Source organism: Sulfitobacter sp. G5_S2_6_S6, from assembly GCF_054968505.1.
Window position 1 is genome coordinate 19,894 of record NZ_JBQKUI010000010.1, and the last position, 17,600, is coordinate 37,493.

Below are 17,600 nucleotides of genomic sequence, written 5' to 3' on the forward strand. Positions count from 1 at the left end.
CATGGCAATTCGTTCCATTGGCATTTGTGCAGCTGTCGCGGCACTCGCCGCCGATCAGGCATCGAAGGCGTTCGTGCTTGCGAACGCAGAAGCGCTCGCCACCGGCGTCGCTGTATTCCCCGGCTTCAACCTGATCTTCCACCGCAACTCCGGCGTGACCTTTGGGTTCTTTCAAAATGTGCCGTGGTGGGTCCTTGCATTGGTCGCCACCGCCGTCGTTCTGTTCCTCGTCGTTTCACTGATCCGGGCAACGCAGGCAGCCGAGGCGGTTGCCTACGGCATGGTGATCGGCGGCGCTCTTGGGAATATCGTCGATCGTCTTCGCTTTGAAGGGGTGACCGATTTTCTGGATTTCTATCTCGGAACGGCGCATTGGCCAGCGTTCAACCTCGCGGATGTCTTCGTGGTCTGCGGCGTCGGGGTTTTGCTGATCTTCGCGGGGCGCGAGAAGGTCGATGCGTCCGAAACCTCGAGATAGATCTCGGTGATTTCAATCGGCATCACTGTTCTCCGCATTTCCAGAATGTCAGGTATCATCCTCACATTCTGTGCATTCGGTCTCGGCGCTTTGGCGGTTCTCGCTCTGCCACCATTCTCGATGCCGGTGCTTTTGCCCGTCGCGTTTGGCGCGCTGTATCTCCTCACGGTCGGAGAGAGCCGCATGCGGGCCGGACTTGCCGGATGGGCGTTCGGCGTTGGCTTCTTCCTGTTCGGATTGTCCTGGATCGCGGAGAGCTTTTTCGTCGACGCGAAGCGGTTCGGCTGGATGGCCGTTCCTGCGGTGGCTGGACTGGCCGCCGGCCTTGCGCTGTTCCCGGCGGCGGCAATGGCAGCGTTCGCATGGAGCAGGACGAAAGGTGTCTCCGGCGCATTGATCTTCGCGGTCTGCTGGTCGGTTTCTGAATGGCTGCGCGGCACCATGCTGACAGGCTTCCCCTGGAACCTGATTGCCTATGCATGGGCCGACTACGATATTCCACGCCAAATGGCCGCATGGGTTGGCAGCTACGGACTTGGCCTCCTCACAGTTCTGCTGTCGGTCCTGCCCGTAACGCTCCTCATGCGGAATCGTCGGCAAAATGCGTTCGCCGCATTTGTTTTCATGTCGGTGGTGGGGGGTGCCGGAACCCTCGGTACGGTTCGCCTTATGGCCACCACACCGCCAACAGACACAACCGTCAGGATCGTTCAGGGAAACATTTCTCAGACGGAGAAATGGGACCCCGCGTTCCGCGACCGGAACATATCCCGCTATCTGGATCTGTCCGCGCAGTCTGGCAGGTTTAACGTCCTTCTCTGGCCCGAAAGTGCATTTCCCGGCTATCTTGATGAGAATCCTGGAATGCTGGAACAGATTGCTGACCGTCTGCCTGAAGGCAGCGTTCTACTGACCGGCGCCCAGACGCGAGAGCCGGGCGGGACGGGCACACGCTATCGAAACTCGATCCTCGCGGTCGATCAGACCGGACGGATCGTCACGCGATACTCCAAGCATCATCTCGTGCCGTTCGGGGAATATGTTCCCTTGCGGGGTTTTCTTCCGATCCAGCGACTGACCGCAGGGCTTGGGGACTTCACGCCCGGTCCCGGCCCCCAGACCGTTGAGCTACCCGGTTTATCTCCGGTCGGCCTTTCGATCTGCTACGAGGCCATTTTTCCGGGACGCGTCGTAGACGCCGCTTCGCGTCCGGACTGGATATTCAACGCCACCAATGACGCTTGGTTCGGTGCGTCTTCCGGTCCCCGGCAACATCTGGCCTCTGCCAGGATGCGCGCGGTCGAAGAGGGGCTGCCTATGGTTCGCGCGGCCAACACGGGCATTTCAGCAGTTATCGATGGGTACGGGCGGATCGTCGGCCGCCTCGGGCTGGATGAGACCGGCGTGCTGGACGCCCGCTTGCCAGCTGCGCTCCCGCCTACGCCCTTCGCGACATACGGACAGTTGACGTTCTTGCTCATTCTGGCGGCGAGCATTGTAGGAGCCATTGGAATGACCGACAGAAAGGAAAGCGCACCATGATCGTAATCTTTGGAGCAGTGGCGGGGGCCGCATGGGGCGGATATCTCGCCAGGAAGCGTGGCGGCAACAAGCTGGACATCGCCCAATACGCGACGAGTTCCGCGATCGCATTCGGACTCCTGGCGTTGTTCGCCTCGATCTTTCTCGCACGGGTTCTATGAACCGCCAGCCAAGGCCGGTACGATGCTATGCGAATATGTCGATTGGCGTCCCGTCCCGCACCATCGCGTAGATATCCTCAATCTCGCGGTCCGACACCGCGATGCAACCCGCCGTCCAGTCTGGTTTGATCGCGTCGATACCGGGTCGTGGCCCGCCATGGATGAAAATGTCGCCGCCCGGCTCTTGTCCCTGTGCAGCGGCAAATGCGATATCGGCCTCGTTCGGATAAGAGATTCCGATGGAGAGATGGAACAGACTGTCGGGATTGCGTCGGTCGACGGTATAAGCCCCTTCGGGCGTTTTCCCGTCACCCTCGAACTGCTTGGACCCCTCGGGCGCGAAACCGAGGTCTATCCTGTAGGCTTTCAGGACCGAGGTATTGTTGAACAGGAACAGGTTCCGGTCACCTTTGAACATCTGCAACCGGGTGACCTCGGGCCCATCGTAGGTTCGTAATTTGCTGGCGCACCCTGCAAGGCCAAGTGCAAGTCCGCCCAAGAGTGCCGTTCGTCGTGTCGTTTTCATCATGTCGTCCGCTCGATCTTTTTACCTGTCCACTCATATCGGTATCGGTATGTCTGATCAATCAATGGCCGTGCGCCAGGGCTCCCTGCGCCATCTTCTCGCCCACTTGCTCACCCCCGGACCCGTCCGGCCGATCCTTCTTGGCCCGGAGCAGCCTTAGTGCGTTGGCGACTACCAGTAGCGAAACGCCGACATCCGCAGCGATGGCACCCCACATTGTTGCCATGCCGAACGCTGTCAGCCCGACGAACAGCGCCTTCGTCGCAAGCGCAATTGCGATGTTCTGATGGATGACGTTCATGGTGCGGCGCGAATGCCCGATCAGCCACGGCACTTTGGAAATATCGTCTGTCATCAGCGCAATATCCGCCGTTTCGATGGCTGCATCCGATCCGACCGCGCCCATGGCGATGGCGAAATGCGCCCGCGCCATGGCTGGGGCGTCATTCACACCATCTCCGATCATTGCCACGACATCGTAACTGGCAACCAGTTCTTCGATTGCCGCCACCTTGTCTTCTGGCAGGAGTTCTGCGCGAACCTCATCGATGCCGACTTCCGCCGCCACGGCGCGCGCCGTGCGTTCATTGTCGCCGGTCAGCATGATGATCTTTTTTACGCCCTGGGCATGCAGGCGTGCCACGACCACCTTCGCATCCGGGCGGATGCGGTCGCGCAGTTCGATCAGGCCCAGCAGGCGGTCTGCGGAGCCTACGGCAACGAGTGTGCTGCCAGCCCCTTCTATCCGTTCCAGCAGGTCGCGGGGGATCGCTTCGCCAAGCCCCTTCTCGGTCGCAAATCGATCCGAGCCGAGCCAGACGGGCTGACCCTCCCAGGTTCCCTCGACACCGCGGCCCGGCACCGTTTTGGTGTCGGTAGCCGCCGACTGCCTCAACCCGTCGCGTTCGCCGCGCGCCAGGATGGCCCGCGCCAGAGGATGCGAAGAGCGGGCTTCCAGCGCGACAGCGGCGCTCAGAAGGTCGCGCTCGGCCGTGCCGCCCAAGGGATGCAGACCCGCGACCTCCGGTTCTCCCATGGTGATCGTCCCGGTCTTGTCCATTGCCAGAGCTGTCAGGCGTGACGGCGCCTCCACATAGGCACCGCCCTTGATCAGCACGCCATTGCGTGCCGAGGCCGCGAGCGAAGCGACGATGGAGACCGGCGTAGAAATCACGAGCGCACAGGGGCAAGCGATTACCAGAAGAACCAGCGCATTGTAGAACCAGTAATTCCATGCCCCCGCGAACAGCAGCGGCGGAACGACGGCGATTAGAATCGCCAGCGCCATCACGATGGGCGTGTAGATGCGGGCGAATTTCGTGACCCATTGCTCGACCTCGGCGCGGCGCGAATGGGCGTCGCCTACCATACGGATGATTTTCGAGAGCACGGTATCGCCCGCGGCCTTCGTGGCCCTGACCGTCAACGTGCCGTCGCCATTAATTGTGCCAGCGTAGACCTCGTCTCCGGCTTCCTTGGCGACTAGTGCGCTTTCCCCGGTAATCGGAGCCTGATCAACATCGCCCCGACCCTCGCTCACCTCTCCGTCGAGCGGGATACGGTCTCCGCCGCGCACTACGAAGCGGTCACCGATCGCAACCTGAGCCGCAGGAACATCGGTCTCTGATCCGTCGGCGCGAATGACGCGCGCCGTGGGTGGTGCCAGGTCCAACAGGGCCGAGACCGCGTTGCGCGCACGCCCCACGCTCCAGGATTCGAGAGCGAGGGACAAAGCAAAGAAGAATGCGACCGTCGCCGCCTCGAAAAACTCGCCCAGCCCGATCGCACCGGCTACGGCAACGATCATCAGGAGGTTCATGTCAGGCGACAATCTACGCGCGGCGGACCATGCTTTGGGGGCGACCAGCCAGGCTCCGAACACCACCGCCAGCATGAACAGCCCCATCTCGACCAGAGGCATAGACGTCTCGCCATGACCGGAGAAGAGCCGCAGCGCGCCGCCCGCCCCCGTCTCGACGATGTGGTAAAGGAACCCCGCGGCCCAGAAGCCGCCGCTGAGTCCGGTGAAGAGGCGTTGACGTGCGAAATGCGCCGCCTGATCCGCTTCGGCGCTTTCGGCATCCCACATCTTCGCGCTCATCCCAGTCGACCCGACGATCTTGATGATCTTATCGTCGCTGAGCGGTTTGGCGCTTTTGAGGATGGTCATGCGCCCGTTGATCACATCGAAGGCCAGATGCTCGCTGCCGCCGACTTCCGGCCCGACGACCTTGTTCAGGATCGCGACCTCTTCCGCACAATCCAGCCCGTTAACGCGAAAACTGCGTCCGGAGGATGGTGGAGGTGCTGCCACCTGCGCGGTGTCTTCGGCCGTCTGGCCACAGCAAGCCTTTGTGTCTTTGCGATCATCCTGATGACCGTGCGGATGCGTGTCTGGACCGTCGTGGGACATGGGAAACCTCTGAGAATAAGCGTTGAGCCAAAGATAGGAGCTTCAGTTGCTAGAGGTTCAAGAAGTTTCTTGGGATGTTCTGTGCTTAAGGCCATCACAATCAGCACTGTACCTCCTCTGAACTGTTCGGGCGCGACAGCGAGGCGATTGGACTTGACCTTCCATCTACGGGAAGCACCATTTGCGGTCCCAGTGTAGTTTTTGAAAGGCTGGGCTATTCTTTGGGCTGGAGCGGTCAGTTCGAATACCATGAACGCGCGAAACAGCGGCTGGCCACTGTTGTGCCGCTGACGCTGGCGCTGATCTTTCTGCTGCTTTACCTAAACTTCCGCCGCCTGACGGAAACCTTGATCGTGATGCTGTCGCTGCCTTTCGCTCTGGTCGGTGGCATTTGGCTCATGTGGTTCATGGGCTTCAACATGTCGGTTGCGGTGGCCGTCGGGTTTATCGCGCTGGCCGGGGTGGCGGCTGAAACCGGAGTGATCATGTTGATCTATCTCGATCAGGCGTTGAATGAAGCGCGTGCCCGCGCGGGCGACAGGGACCTGACCCGCGACGAGCTCCACGCCGCGATCATGGTGGGTGCAGTAGACCGCGTGCGCCCCAAGATGATGACAGTTGTCGCAATCATGGCCGGCCTGATGCCGATCCTTTGGGCGCATGGCACCGGGTCCGAGATCATGCAGCGCATCGCAGTGCCCATGATCGGGGGAATGGTGTCGTCAACCTTGCTGACCCTGATCGTCATTCCGGCGGTTTATGCCATCATCAAAGGGTGGAGCCTGAAGCAAGCCGGTACAGTGCCTGATTTGGCCCTCGGGCGGGCCGCAGAATAAGGGCAACGGCGTCAAGCAAGCAATAGGATATTGAGATGTATGCTCGAAACCTATGGAGTCACCGCGACTTCGACCATGCGGATTGTAGTGTCCCCATCCCCGCCGCCGGTCGGCTGCGTCCAGGCCACAAACGTACCGGCGTCTCCGCGCGCCATTCGGGGAAAACCGATCGATCCGCCGCCCCGATTGATATGGAGCGCCTGAGGCGCTGCGCATCCGGTACTTCGCGATATGTGGCACATGACGATCGCTTCACCGCCTCCCACATATTCAATCCAGAGCGCCAATGCGCTTCCATCCGGCATTTGCAGAACATCCACCCGTCCCGCGGCTGTGCCGAGGTCAATGCGGAGCGGTTCGTCAAACTGCGCGCCGCCATCGTCCGAAAACGCGATATAAACCTCCGGTTTATTCTCAGCTGCAGTGAACCAGATGACGGACACCTTGTCGTCCATCGTATCAACAGCTGGGCCATTTACGGGGCAGCCGGCAATTTCCCATCCGTCGTCGTGAACAGTGAGGGGTTGCGTCCAGTCCCCTCCGGTAGATCGAACAATCGAAATGTCGCGGATTTCATCGGCGGTTCGATCACGATAGACCGCCACGATATCGCCCGAAGCGGTCCGCGCTGCGGACGTCTGACAACAAGTACAAGCGCGCGCGTCCAACAGGCTTTCTGGCTTCATCGTTCCGTCAGAGTTGATCTGTCGTGCGCGCAGCTGCATCGCATTCTCGAAGTTTTCGCCTTCTGTTTGACTGTCATACTCCCGGCCATCCAGCCACAGCGCCGTCAACCCGCCAAACTGATCGGGAACCAACGAAACAAAACCGTGCTCGCGTTGTGATCTGTCATCATGGGGAACAAGCGGTTCCGTCCAGCTTCTGCCTTCATCTTTAGAAAAAGCGATATTGACGTCATATTGGTAATCACCCTCCCCATTCAGTTTAAGCCATTGTGCCGCCAGGCCGCCATCAGCCAGCACCGCTACCGATGGAAAATCGGCCCAGTTGATGTAAATCTTTGACGATTTATGAATTGTGCGAGCGTCCGACCACTCGCTGCCATCAAGGATGGCCATGCGAACTTCCGCTTCGGCTCCGTTTTCTTCTGTCCAACTCAATACGACCCGGCCATCCGGCAAGGTTGCAAGTGATGGCTCACGGGCACCGATGCCGACCGGGGCTGCGCGGTCGGTCAATCTGAAGAGGTCGGTTTCCTCGGCATATGTTGCGGTGAAAGAACTGAAAAATGCACCAATACTCAATATGGACGCATAAAGACATTTACTCATGAAAACGTTCTTCCGCCAGTTGTGGCCATGTCGCGGCGAACCTAGTAGTCGTTGACCGCGAACCAAACTCCACCCTCTTATCTGTCGAAACGGCTTAATTGATCCCATTGGCACGCTGCAATGCTCGAATATACGTCACGATAGCAAGGATCTCTGATCGCGTCACGCCTTCAACCGCTGGCATGTTTCCAAATTTCCAATGATGCGCCCGCACTCCATTTTGCGCCGCGAGGACAAACGCCATGTCGCTGTGATGGCTCGGTTCGTAAATCTTGTGAACAAGCGGTGGAGCAACGCCATCCCGGCCTTGCCCGTTCAGGCCGTGGCACACGGCACAGACCGCATCATAAGCGCCTGCGCCGATTTGCTCCTGCTCTGTAAAACTTGCTGGTAGCGTGACAGTTACAAGCGCGCCTGCGGGAAGCGCGACGCCCTCATCCGTCTGCGTACCCGTTTGAGAGTAATCCGGCTGCATGATGTACCAGCCTGCTGAAGCAACGGCGATCAAAGCAAAGAATATCGCTGCCCATTTCATCCCATCAAACTCCTTCATGATGTTGCTATGGCCCCCTGCCCTACCAAAGACAGAGCTGGGTATCTCTGCTTGGATCGCTCGAATTGGCCAGCCTCTTGTGGCGCAGTGTTGTCTGGCTGAGCATGCCCCAATGGCTGAATCGATTTGTTTAAAAAGGCCATGATTTCCTGATACCGGATCCGCGTGTCTTCCAGCGTCTGATAGTAATTGAAGAGCTCTTTCAGCGGTGCCGAGAAGTCCTTGTGTGCTGCCAGGACGGCCACCAGCGCGCCGAGTGTAATGCGACCTTCGATGACAAAATATCCACCCAAAGAGTAGAACAGGAATGGCGTCAGCGCGGTCAGAAAATTGTTGAGGGCCTTGATGAAGAACTTCAGACGGAAAATCTTCCTGCGCACGCGCTCAAGCTCTCTAAAACTTGTACTCACTGGCAGCAGCCCGGCCGGATTGACCTGTCGTTCGCGCAACTGATCGCTGAGCTGCCTGCCAAGTTGTCGGACTTCCCTGATCCTTGTGCGTGAAAGGGCGTTGACCCGGCGTTGTAGCTTGGGCAGCAGCACGAGTTGAATTGGCAGCACCGTCAGTGCGGCGGCACCCAACACAGGGTCCTGAACGAACATGAAAGACAGGATCGTCAGAAGCGTACCGCCTTGCAGGATTGGTAGCGCAAGGACATCTGCAGCAAAGCCACCTATGGGCTCAACTTCCTGTGCGAGAATAGGGATGATTTCGCTCTGGTTTCGAGCGTCTGGATCGCTGCGCCAGTGCCGATAGACCAGCAGGCGGAAGCGCCGCAGAAAACGCTCAGCGACATACCCTTTGAAGACATTAAGGCCATATTTGTTTAGCCCGTTCAGGATGATCGCCAGAAGGTAAAGACCGCAAAGCAGCATGAGGAAAACGACCTGATCGAGGTCTTGTCCCAAAATGGCAATCGGGAAACGGCCTGAATCCAGAGCGTTGTTTACGATCTGTTTTGGCAGTTCTAAAGTCAGATAGAGTATAGGCATTGCGATGAGGCTAACCAATATCATCAATGCCTGCTGACTTCTGGAGTAGCGCAAGACAGTCTTGAAAAGACTTTTTTCAAGCCCTCGTATGGGCTCTGTGTGTAACGCCGGCGTGCTGCGGTACTTCCAAAGCTTCAGAATGCCGCGAATAGCAAGATATGAGCCAACGGTGATCAGCAGCGCGGGGGCCAAGACCAGTATGAGATGAATGAACGGATGCACCCAGTCTGGCGTGGCATCGTTGTAGTCGTACCCAAAGGCGGCAGCTACGTCGTGTACAAGCAGGTGATACCTGTCCAAGAGTGACATTGAAAAGTCTAGCCCTTGGATTTCGGCGCAAGGTGGTCGTGCACGATGATGACGCCCCACATGCCCGCTTCCCGGTGGCCGGGGATCAAGCATACGAACTCCAGGTTGGCCATATCGGAGAACTCCCAGATCAACTCGGCATTTTGTCCACTAGGGATCGAAACTGAATTGGCGTTGTCATGTTGCATATCAGGATGTTCGCGCATCCACTGCTGGTGTTCTGCAACCTCGTCAAAGGAGCCAAGAAAGAACTCGTGATCCAGTCTGCCGGCATTGCCGATCGAAAACCGGATGACCGACCCCCTTTCAATCTGGATCGCGTCCGGCTCGAAAAGCATGTAGCCGCTTTCTGTCTCCCTGATGGACAATTCAATCGTCCTGTCGATCGAGGAGCCATCACCGGGTTTCCCGATCGGATCATGGCCAAGCATTTCGAAGGCTCGGGCGTGAGGCTGCTGGCCCTTCCCACTGGAAGCGCCTACTGAAAAAGCCGGAAGGACGAGCGCAAGGGCGATGGTGCAGGTTCTCAGGAAATTCTTCATGCTCGGCTACCTCCGTAGCGCTTGATTTTATGGGATCTTCTTGCTTGCTCGGGCCAAGCGATCAAGGCGATGGGGCCGGAGTGTTTACCCCCGACCCCATTGTTTGTAGTTACTTCATCTGCGTGACGGTCAGTTTACCCTTGACCCGGTCAGCGACGAATTCGATGCCCTGACCTTCCGCCATCTTGGCCATCATTGCTTCGTCGGCGCGAAACACCATAGTCATCGCGGGCATATCGAGGTTGACCAGAGGGCCGTGGATGATTGTGACCTTGCCGGCCTTGGCGTCGATTTTCTTGATGGTCCCGCTCGTGTATTCCACGTCAGCTTGGGCCATCTGGTCACCGACTGCGACCTCACGGTGCATGCCGGATTCGTAGTGGCCAGGGATCAGGCACGCCGCTTCGAACGTACCAGAATTCGCGAAAGTCCAGACAACCTCACCCGACGCGCCCGCATCGAGACGGATACGGTTCGGATCGTCGTGTTCCATATCCATCTTGGCCATTTCGATCTTGTGCTCGGCATTCCGCTCTACCGTGTCGAGGACGAATTCATGCTCCAGCTCACCCTTGTTGGTGATGTTGAAGCGGATGGTTTCGCCCTCCTTGATATCCATCGGCTCACTCTCGATCAGCATCTGGCCCTCATCGTTTTCGAGCAAAGTGACGTCGATTGTGCGGTCCACCTTGGCGGCGTCACCAGGGACACCGATGTCCATCTGCGGTGCCGCCGTTTCAGCTTTGCTGGTATGCCCGGGAGATGCATAAGCGCCCGTGGCAAGTGTGAGAGTGATGGCCGTGCTGAGAAGTATCTTTTGCATTTTATTGTCCTGTAGGTTGGTTAGGTTGGAGATGACGAAGGGCCGCTCAGCCCTTCGAGGTTGGTTTCGGTGTGAGAATGGTCTTGGGGCTGTTGTTGGAGGCAAATTCGGGTAATTCGCCGGTCCATTCGTAGGCCATCTCGCCCGGAGGATTCTCGTACCAGCCGGGATCGGAGTAATCGTCCGCGTCGATGCCGTCCCGCACCTTCACGACCGAAAACATGCCGCCCATCTCGATGGGTCCGTACGGGCCCCAACCCGTCATCATCGGGATGGTATTGTCGGGTAGCGGCATTTCCATTTTTGCCATGTCCCCCATGCCGGACATGCCCATCGGCATGTATTCCGGCTGGAATTGACGGATCTTCTGGGTCAGCGGCTTCTTGTTCACCCCGATGAACGTCGGCACGTCATGGCCCATGGCGTTCATCGTATGGTGCGATTTGTGGCAATGGATCGCCCAATCTCCCAGATGATCGGCGACGAATTCGTAGGCGCGCATCGCACCTACGGGAATGTCGATGCTGACCTCCGGCCACTGTGCTTCAGGCGGCACCCAGCCGCCATCCGTGCAGGTGACCTTGAAGTCATAGCCGTGCATATGGATCGGGTGGTTCGTCATCGTAAGGTTCCCAACCCGTACTCGCACCCGGTCGCCCTTGTTCACGACCAGCGGATCAATGTCGGGGAAGATCCGGCTGTTCCAGGTCCAAAGGTTGAAATCCGTCATCGTCATGATGCGGGGTACATAGGTACCCGGATCGATGTCGAAAGCATTCAGCATGATCAGGAAATCACGATCCACCGGCATGAATGTGGGATCCTTGGGGTGGACCACGAACATGCCCATCATCCCCATCGCCATCTGGGTCATTTCATCGCCGTGGGGGTGGTACATGAACGTTCCGGACTTCACCAAGTCGAATTCGTAGACGAAGGTTTTGCCCGGCGGGATGCTTGGATGGCTCAATCCGGAGACCCCATCCATGCCTGAAGGAAGAATGAGCCCGTGCCAGTGCACCGTTGTGCCTTCCGGCAGCTTATTGGTGACGTAGATGCGCACCCGGTCGCCTTCGACTGCTTCGATCGTCGGGCCGGTGGATTGGCCGTTGTAGCCCCACAAATGCGCGATCATGCCGTCGGCAAGCTCGCGTTCTACCGGTTCGGCCACGAGGTGAAATTCTTTCACCCCGTTGTTCATCCGGTGCGGCAGGGTCCACCCGTTCAATGTGACCACAGGTGTGTAGTCCGGCCCGGAATTGGGACGCGCCGTGATCGCCGTTGCTGCGCTATCCATTTGGGCAGCTTCGGGCAGGCCCATGTTCAGGGTTTGACCCCAGGCTTTCGAAGATACCAGCGTTGCACCTGCCGCGCCGGCTCCGAGTAATTGACGTCTATTTAGCATGTCAGTTCCTTTCAGTGTCCTGCGCCGCCACCGGCGGCAAGTGTCGCGCCTTCTCCACCAGCACCGCCACCGCCTTCGCCGCCGCCATAGATCGCAGCGGTCAGATCAGCCTGTGCCATGTAGAATTCGCGTTTTGCGTTTGCCGCTTCAAGTGATGCGCCCAGTTTCTCGCGCACGTCTGTCAGCAGCTCGAAAGTGTTGGTGATCATGCCGTTATAAGACAGCAGCCCCTCTTCTTCGACGGTCGTGCGTAGCGGCACCAGAACGTCGCGATAGTGGCGGGCGATCTTATACGCGGCGTGATAGGAGGCTTCAGCACCACGCGCTTCGGACCGCACGTTGACGGCTCTTTCTGCCAGCACGTTAGCTGCTTGCAGGTACGACAATTCCGCCTTGCGCATCCGTGCCTTCCCGGTGTCGTAAATCGGGATTGCGAACTCCACCTCCACCTGAGGGGTGGTCACGGTCTCCGTTTCTCCGTCCTCAATTTCCCGCTCCGCTTCGAACCCGGCAATGAATTCGAGATCGCTGATAATGCGAGTCTGATCAGTCAGACCAAACGCCTTGGCCTGTGCTTCCAGGCCAAGTTTGGCAACGCGCAGATCAACCCGATTTCGCAATGCTTTCGCTTCGATGTCAGTCACACGGCCGACGGAACGCGGCAGCGCAGGAAGGGCATCGGGCACATAATAGTCGACTTCGGTGCCCCACAGCCCCATGAGCCTGGTCAGCTGCTCTTTGGACCGGGTAGCATTCAAGCGTGCCTGGGCAAGTTGTCCGGCGAGTTCGGCATTGAATGCCTGTTCACGGGCCTGCCCGGCTGTGTTGAGCGCGCCGGTCTCGCCAAGCCTCATCGCCAATTCCGATCCGGCGTCAGAGGTCGCTTTCGCACGGCGCAGATAGCTCACGGCCTCGAAGGCGGCTACGGCATCGACCCATGCCTTCCGCGTCTGATTGGCCAGCGCGAGTGTGTCGTTCACCGCGTTGAGCTGTGCCTGCCGGAAGCTTGCGTCAGCAATGGCCACACGTTGTTTACGGGTGGTGGCATCGAGTACGTTCGACCGTATCAGTCCTTCGATCGCTCTGTAGGCACCCAGTTCGGGCGCACCGATGCCCAATACACCAATCGAAACGATCGGGTTTTCCGGGGTCGATTGCTGCCAGGCCTCAGCGGCGGATAGGCCGACATTCGCATAAGACGCCTGCAACCCCTTGTTGTTCAGAAGCGCAACCTGAACGGCGGTGTCCGCCGAAATGGTCTTGCGGTGCACCATTGCGTGCACCTGCTTCTTCAAGGCCTCGTTTTCGGCCTGGGTTTCGGCGAAGGCTGTCCGTTTGCCGATGGCTGGTGTGACCTGGCTGGAAATATTGGCGAAGCCAGCTTTTGGTTCCGTGTAGATGCCCGGCACTGCTGTAGCACAGGCACCCAAGATTAGCGGAAAGCCGAAAACCAGCGGAAATTTCGATACCCGCATCAGTTGCCCTCCGTCTGTTCTTGATTGACGGAACGCCAGTCGCGGGGACCTGTAGGGCCGCGATAGGTGTAGCCCGCCAAGGGGTCCTGATAGCTGATCGGTGACGAAACTGCCGCGTTGACGACGGCCTGTTGGGTCGCGACGGACGGCAACGGGGTGGGCTCATAGGCGCATGCGCCAAGCCCGAGGGCCGAAGCCCCCACAAGTAGATGAATTTTCATGAAAGTAACCTGATTGGTGAACGTTATCTCACGCAGAATCTGCGCAAGGCTCACACCCGATTTGGGCGCCGGTTCAGATCAGGAATCGAGGGGGCCGAAGAAACCCTGCTGTTTCTACCGAATACGTTTGACCGTCCAGAATGACATATTCACTTGTACCAACCGGCTCTGCTCTGATCCTGCTGTCTTCGATGAAGACGACAGAAATACAGATGCCGTTGCAACACTCTTGGGATTGTTGCTCTTTGCCATCCTTGTCGGACGCTGCGATGTCGATGTCGCTTGCGACCCCAAGCTTCTCATGCGCATCGCTTCCGGTGTCATGAGTCATGGCAGCACCAACGACACCAACAGACTTGGCTTGATGTCCGTCATGCATGCCGGACGCAGCGTGAGCGGCAGAAGGTGGTGAAAACACCAATGCCAGTGCAAACGCAATGCACGTAAACGCCCTTGACCAGCTTGATATGAAAACTCGAAAGCTCATGCCGCGAATATCGGAGAGCGATGCAGTACAGTCAATCCGTCCTGCGCAGGAAGGTTTGTCGCTTTTTTTGAAACAGGCGAGTTTTGGCCGCTGCTGTCAGAGAGTGTTGCATATCAGCGACATAGAGAGAGCCACTATCTCCGTCCAGCGGAGCGTTGCTGACGCATCTTGGCTACTGAACCTCTGCCAGCTTCTCAGACCTGTAGCCCGCATCGCTGATCGCTGCGGCCAATGCAGTTTCATCCAGAGTGCTGTCGACGTCGACGATACGTGCAGTCAGATCGCACGAAACCGTTGCATCTGGGTCGGCCGCCATAATGGCCCTTTGGATGGAAGCGGTACAATGGCCGCAACTCATGTTCGGTACGCTGAATCTGAACATCGCAATCTCCTTTGACGACATGCATGTAAGGCGTTCCGGCGCGGGAAGGTCAATGGCCAGAATTTTATTCTACATGCCTGTTGACCTTCCAGTAACTGGAGGCCCTATCTGCAGGAGTATCAGAACAAGGAGATTCTCATGTCGGATCCGCGCACCCTTCGGCTTTCCCTGCAAAACATGTCCTGCGCTTCCTGCGTCGGCCGCGTGGAACGTGGCCTCACGCGTCTGCCGGGGGTCAGCGATATCCGTGTCAATCTCGCCAACGAGACCGCCCAGGCGCAGATCGACGCACCGGAGCGCATCGCCGAAATCGCCACGACCCTTCAGGAGATCGGCTATCCGGCCCGTACCGGGAGCGTACGTCTGAACATTTCATCCATGTCCTGTGCCTCGTGCGTCGGTCGGGTGTACAAGGCACTGGCAGTGCTGCCGGGCGTGCTGGACGTGAACGTCAACCTGGCCTCGGAAACCGCTACGGTCACCTATCTGGAGGGCGCGGTCGCGGTTGTCGACCTCATCAGGGCGGCCAGCGACGCAGGTTACCCCGCCACTCAGGCCGAAGATAGTTCATCGGAAGACGCAGGAGCCCGTAGGAACGAAGAGGCGCGGGTTCTGGCACGACGGACTGTCGTGGCAGCGACCCTCGCCCTGCCGGTGTTTCTACTTGAGATGGGCGCACATCTGATCCCCGGCATGCACGGTCTGATCGGTAACACCATCGGCCACTGGACCAGCTGGATGATCCAGTTCGTGTTGACCACGGCAGTCCTGCTCTGGCCAGGACGTACTTTTTACACACGCGGTTTCCCGGCACTGTTGAAAGGCGCGCCGGACATGAACAGCCTTGTCGCGGTTGGCACATCGGCGGCCTACATCTATTCGCTCGTGGCGCTTTTCGCACCGACGCTGCTGCCCGCGGGATCGCGCGCGGTCTATTTCGAGGCGGCGGCGGTCATCGTGGTGTTGATCCTTCTGGGCCGCTGGCTGGAGGCCCGCGCCAAGGGCCGGACCGGGGCTGCGATCCAGAAGCTGATGGGCCTTCAGGCAAAGACGGCCCGTGTGCTGGTTGACGGGGAGCCGCAGGATGTGGCCATCGACCGCATCGTCGCTGGCGACATTCTGATCGTGCGCCCTGGCGAGCGGATCGCAGTGGATGGTGAACTGACCGAAGGCAGTGCCCGTGTGGATGAGAGTATGATCACCGGCGAACCGGTGCCGGTCGCCAAATCCGTGGGCGATCCCGTCACAGGCGGCACCGTCAACGGCAGCGGTGCCTTCCACTTCCGCGCGACGCGTGTGGGCACCGACACGACGCTGGCCCAGATCATCCGGATGGTCGAAGAGGCGCAGGGCGCCAAGCTACCGATTCAAGGGCTGGTGGACCGGATCACGCTCTGGTTCGTGCCCGCTGTCATGGCATTGGCGCTTTTGACGGTGATTGTCTGGCTGTTGGTCGGTCCTTCGCCCGCGCTGTCCTTTGCTTTGGTGGCCGGTGTATCTGTGCTGATCATCGCCTGCCCCTGCGCGATGGGGCTCGCCACGCCGACGTCGATCATGGTCGGCACGGGACGTGCCGCCGAGATGGGCGTGCTCTTCCGCAAGGGCGACGCGTTGCAACAGCTATCCAGCGTGGATGTGGTGGCGCTGGACAAGACCGGAACGGTTACCCAGGGCCGCCCGGAACTGACCGATCTCGTGCTTGCGGACAGCTTTGACCGCACCGAGGTGCTGGCGCTTGTCGCCGCTGTCGAGGCGCAATCGGAACACCCGATCGCCGAGGCAATCGTGCGCGCGGCAAAGGTCGAGGGCGTCGCGCGGCATGACGCCAAGGATTTTGAATCCATCACCGGCCACGGCGTGCGGGCAAAAGTGGCGGGCCGCGAGGTGCTTGTCGGGGCCGACCGCCTGATGACCCGCGAGGGGCTGGAGATTGGCGATCTGGCCGATGAGGAGCGCCGTCTGGCCGAACAGGGCCGCACCGCACTTTTCGCTGCAATTGACGGTCGTGTCGCCGCCGTCATTGCAGTAGCCGATCCCGTGAAGCCGTCCAGCGCCGCTGCAATCCGCGCCTTGCACGCACAGGGACTGAAGGTTGCCATGATCACCGGTGACAAGCGCGAAACGGCAGAGGCTATCGCCCGCGAAACCGGCATCGACCATGTGATCGCCGGCGTTCTGCCCGACGGCAAGGTGGCCGCGCTGGACGATCTGCGCGGCGCGGGCCAACGCATCGCGTTCGTTGGCGACGGGATCAACGACGCACCCGCGCTTGCCCATTCGGACGTTGGGATCGCCATCGGCACCGGCACCGACGTGGCCATCGAATCCGCCGACGTGGTGCTGATGTCCGGCGATCTGCGTGGCGTCGTGAACGCCCTCGAAGTGTCGCGAAGCACCATGCGCAACATCCGCCAGAACCTGTTCTGGGCTTTCGGATATAACGTCGCCCTGATCCCGGTGGCGGCGGGCGTGCTTTATCCGGTGTCGGGGCTTTTGCTTTCACCGGTTCTGGCTGCCGGTGCGATGGCGCTCAGCTCCGTCTTCGTGCTGACGAATGCGCTGCGGCTGCGCCGCGTGCGCCCGGCGATGGACGAAACGGCGCGCCCCGTCTCCGAAGCCTCGGCATCCCCGATTCCAGCTGAATGAACTCAAGGAGGAAACGATTATGAACATCGGAGATGTGGCCGACCTTTCCGGCCTTCCCGCCAAAACGATCCGCTACTACGAAGACATCGGTCTTGTCGAACCGCTGCGCAGTTCAAATGGCTATCGCAGCTTTCGGCAAAGCGACGTGCACAAGCTGGCCTTTCTCGCCCGGGCACGGGCCCTTGGATTCACCATCGAGGATTGCCGGAGCCTGCTGAAGCTTTATACCGATACTGACCGCGCCAGTGCCGAGGTGAAGCAGATTGCCGAAGAGCATCTTGATCGGATTGACAGCAAGATCGCTGAACTAACCGAAATGCGCGCGACGCTGTCGCATCTTGTGGATGCATGCGCGGGTGATCACCGCCCCGATTGCCCCATCTTGGCCGATCTGGCGATGGAACAAAAGGCGGGCAGTATCAGCAAGGCGTCCGGATAGCTCTGACGTCTGCAAAAGCCGAACTTTCCCGAAAACTACGGAACATTCCAGCGCAGCAATGTTGTTCCTTCTATAGGA

Annotated in this window: 18 protein-coding genes; 6 read left to right on the forward strand and 12 right to left on the reverse strand. The window is 59.2% G+C overall.

Going from position 1 to position 17,600, the window contains the following annotated elements; genetic code table 11:
• Position 1 precedes the first annotated feature (1 nt).
• Genes lspA through ACTRWK_RS14715 form a run of 3 tightly spaced genes read left to right on the forward strand, consistent with a single transcriptional unit; the run spans position 2 to position 2,181 of the window.
• Positions 2-478, forward strand: coding sequence for a signal peptidase II (gene lspA / locus ACTRWK_RS14705; protein ID WP_462843988.1), 477 nt, complete (start codon positions 2-4; stop codon positions 476-478).
• Positions 479-523: 45 nt separating this feature from the next.
• Positions 524-2,020: an apolipoprotein N-acyltransferase gene (gene lnt, locus ACTRWK_RS14710; RefSeq protein WP_462843989.1), complete on the forward strand. Its 1,497-nt coding sequence runs from the start codon at positions 524-526 to the stop codon at positions 2,018-2,020.
• The gene (locus ACTRWK_RS14715) at positions 2,017-2,181 is read left to right on the forward strand and encodes a hypothetical protein (protein ID WP_165802951.1); all 165 of its coding nucleotides are present in this window, start codon (positions 2,017-2,019) and stop codon (positions 2,179-2,181) included. The genes lnt and ACTRWK_RS14715 overlap by 4 nt, the downstream gene beginning before the upstream one ends.
• A gap of 25 nt (positions 2,182-2,206) precedes the next feature.
• On the opposite strand, the gene ACTRWK_RS14720 is transcribed toward ACTRWK_RS14715, so the two are convergent.
• Both ACTRWK_RS14720 and ACTRWK_RS14725 read right to left on the reverse strand, forming a co-directional pair.
• Positions 2,207-2,707, reverse strand: a complete 501-nt coding sequence (locus ACTRWK_RS14720) for a L,D-transpeptidase family protein (RefSeq protein WP_462843990.1) — start codon at positions 2,705-2,707, stop codon at positions 2,207-2,209.
• A gap of 61 nt (positions 2,708-2,768) precedes the next feature.
• Positions 2,769-5,120 carry a heavy metal translocating P-type ATPase gene (locus tag ACTRWK_RS14725; RefSeq protein ID WP_462843991.1) on the reverse strand — a complete coding sequence of 784 codons (2,352 nt, stop codon included), beginning with the start codon at positions 5,118-5,120 and terminating at the stop codon, positions 2,769-2,771.
• A 221-nt stretch (positions 5,121-5,341) separates the two neighbouring features.
• Between ACTRWK_RS14725 and ACTRWK_RS14730 the strand changes: the two genes are divergently transcribed.
• Entirely contained in the window at positions 5,342-5,956 is a 615-nt protein-coding gene (locus tag ACTRWK_RS14730; RefSeq protein WP_245875766.1) for an efflux RND transporter permease subunit, read from the forward strand.
• A 50-nt stretch (positions 5,957-6,006) separates the two neighbouring features.
• Here ACTRWK_RS14730 and ACTRWK_RS14735 read toward each other — a convergent pair whose 3' ends face one another.
• The 10 genes from ACTRWK_RS14735 to ACTRWK_RS14780 all read right to left on the reverse strand — a co-directional run bounded on the left by ACTRWK_RS14735 (position 6,007) and on the right by ACTRWK_RS14780 (position 14,458).
• Complete coding sequence (locus ACTRWK_RS14735; protein ID WP_462843992.1) at positions 6,007-7,248, reverse strand: sialidase family protein; 1,242 nt, start codon at positions 7,246-7,248, stop codon at positions 6,007-6,009.
• A 94-nt stretch (positions 7,249-7,342) separates the two neighbouring features.
• Positions 7,343-7,801, reverse strand: coding sequence for a c-type cytochrome (locus ACTRWK_RS14740; RefSeq protein ID WP_008282869.1), 459 nt, complete (start codon positions 7,799-7,801; stop codon positions 7,343-7,345).
• Positions 7,798-9,102 carry an ABC transporter transmembrane domain-containing protein gene (locus tag ACTRWK_RS14745; RefSeq protein ID WP_007120883.1) on the reverse strand — a complete coding sequence of 435 codons (1,305 nt, stop codon included), beginning with the start codon at positions 9,100-9,102 and terminating at the stop codon, positions 7,798-7,800. Before ACTRWK_RS14745 ends, ACTRWK_RS14740 begins: the two co-directional genes overlap by 4 nt.
• 8 nt (positions 9,103-9,110) lie before the next feature.
• On the reverse strand, positions 9,111-9,644 hold the full coding sequence (locus ACTRWK_RS14750; RefSeq protein ID WP_007120884.1) for a cupredoxin domain-containing protein: 534 nt from the start codon (positions 9,642-9,644) through the stop codon (positions 9,111-9,113).
• 109 nt (positions 9,645-9,753) lie between these two features.
• Entirely contained in the window at positions 9,754-10,467 is a 714-nt protein-coding gene (locus ACTRWK_RS14755) for a copper-binding protein (RefSeq protein ID WP_007120885.1), read from the reverse strand.
• Positions 10,468-10,513: 46 nt separating this feature from the next.
• Positions 10,514-11,872 carry a multicopper oxidase family protein gene (locus ACTRWK_RS14760; RefSeq protein WP_007120886.1) on the reverse strand — a complete coding sequence of 453 codons (1,359 nt, stop codon included), beginning with the start codon at positions 11,870-11,872 and terminating at the stop codon, positions 10,514-10,516.
• 11 nt (positions 11,873-11,883) lie between these two features.
• On the reverse strand, positions 11,884-13,347 hold the full coding sequence (locus ACTRWK_RS14765) for a TolC family protein (protein ID WP_230797760.1): 1,464 nt from the start codon (positions 13,345-13,347) through the stop codon (positions 11,884-11,886).
• A complete protein-coding gene (locus ACTRWK_RS14770) occupies positions 13,347-13,568 on the reverse strand; it encodes a hypothetical protein (RefSeq protein WP_188678696.1) in 222 nt (73 codons plus the stop codon). Before ACTRWK_RS14770 ends, ACTRWK_RS14765 begins: the two co-directional genes overlap by 1 nt.
• 73 nt (positions 13,569-13,641) lie before the next feature.
• Positions 13,642-13,899 carry a hypothetical protein gene (locus tag ACTRWK_RS14775; RefSeq protein ID WP_462843993.1) on the reverse strand — a complete coding sequence of 86 codons (258 nt, stop codon included), beginning with the start codon at positions 13,897-13,899 and terminating at the stop codon, positions 13,642-13,644.
• A 328-nt stretch (positions 13,900-14,227) separates the two neighbouring features.
• On the reverse strand, positions 14,228-14,458 hold the full coding sequence (locus ACTRWK_RS14780; RefSeq protein ID WP_462843994.1) for a heavy-metal-associated domain-containing protein: 231 nt from the start codon (positions 14,456-14,458) through the stop codon (positions 14,228-14,230).
• A 117-nt stretch (positions 14,459-14,575) separates the two neighbouring features.
• Here ACTRWK_RS14780 and ACTRWK_RS14785 point away from each other — a divergent pair, with 117 nt between their 5' ends.
• Together ACTRWK_RS14785 and cueR are read left to right on the forward strand one after the other, a co-directional pair.
• Positions 14,576-17,083: a heavy metal translocating P-type ATPase gene (locus ACTRWK_RS14785; protein WP_462843995.1), complete on the forward strand. Its 2,508-nt coding sequence runs from the start codon at positions 14,576-14,578 to the stop codon at positions 17,081-17,083.
• Positions 17,084-17,102: 19 nt separating this feature from the next.
• On the forward strand, positions 17,103-17,522 hold the full coding sequence (gene cueR / locus ACTRWK_RS14790) for a Cu(I)-responsive transcriptional regulator (RefSeq protein ID WP_462843996.1): 420 nt from the start codon (positions 17,103-17,105) through the stop codon (positions 17,520-17,522).
• Positions 17,523-17,600: the final 78 nt, after the last annotated feature.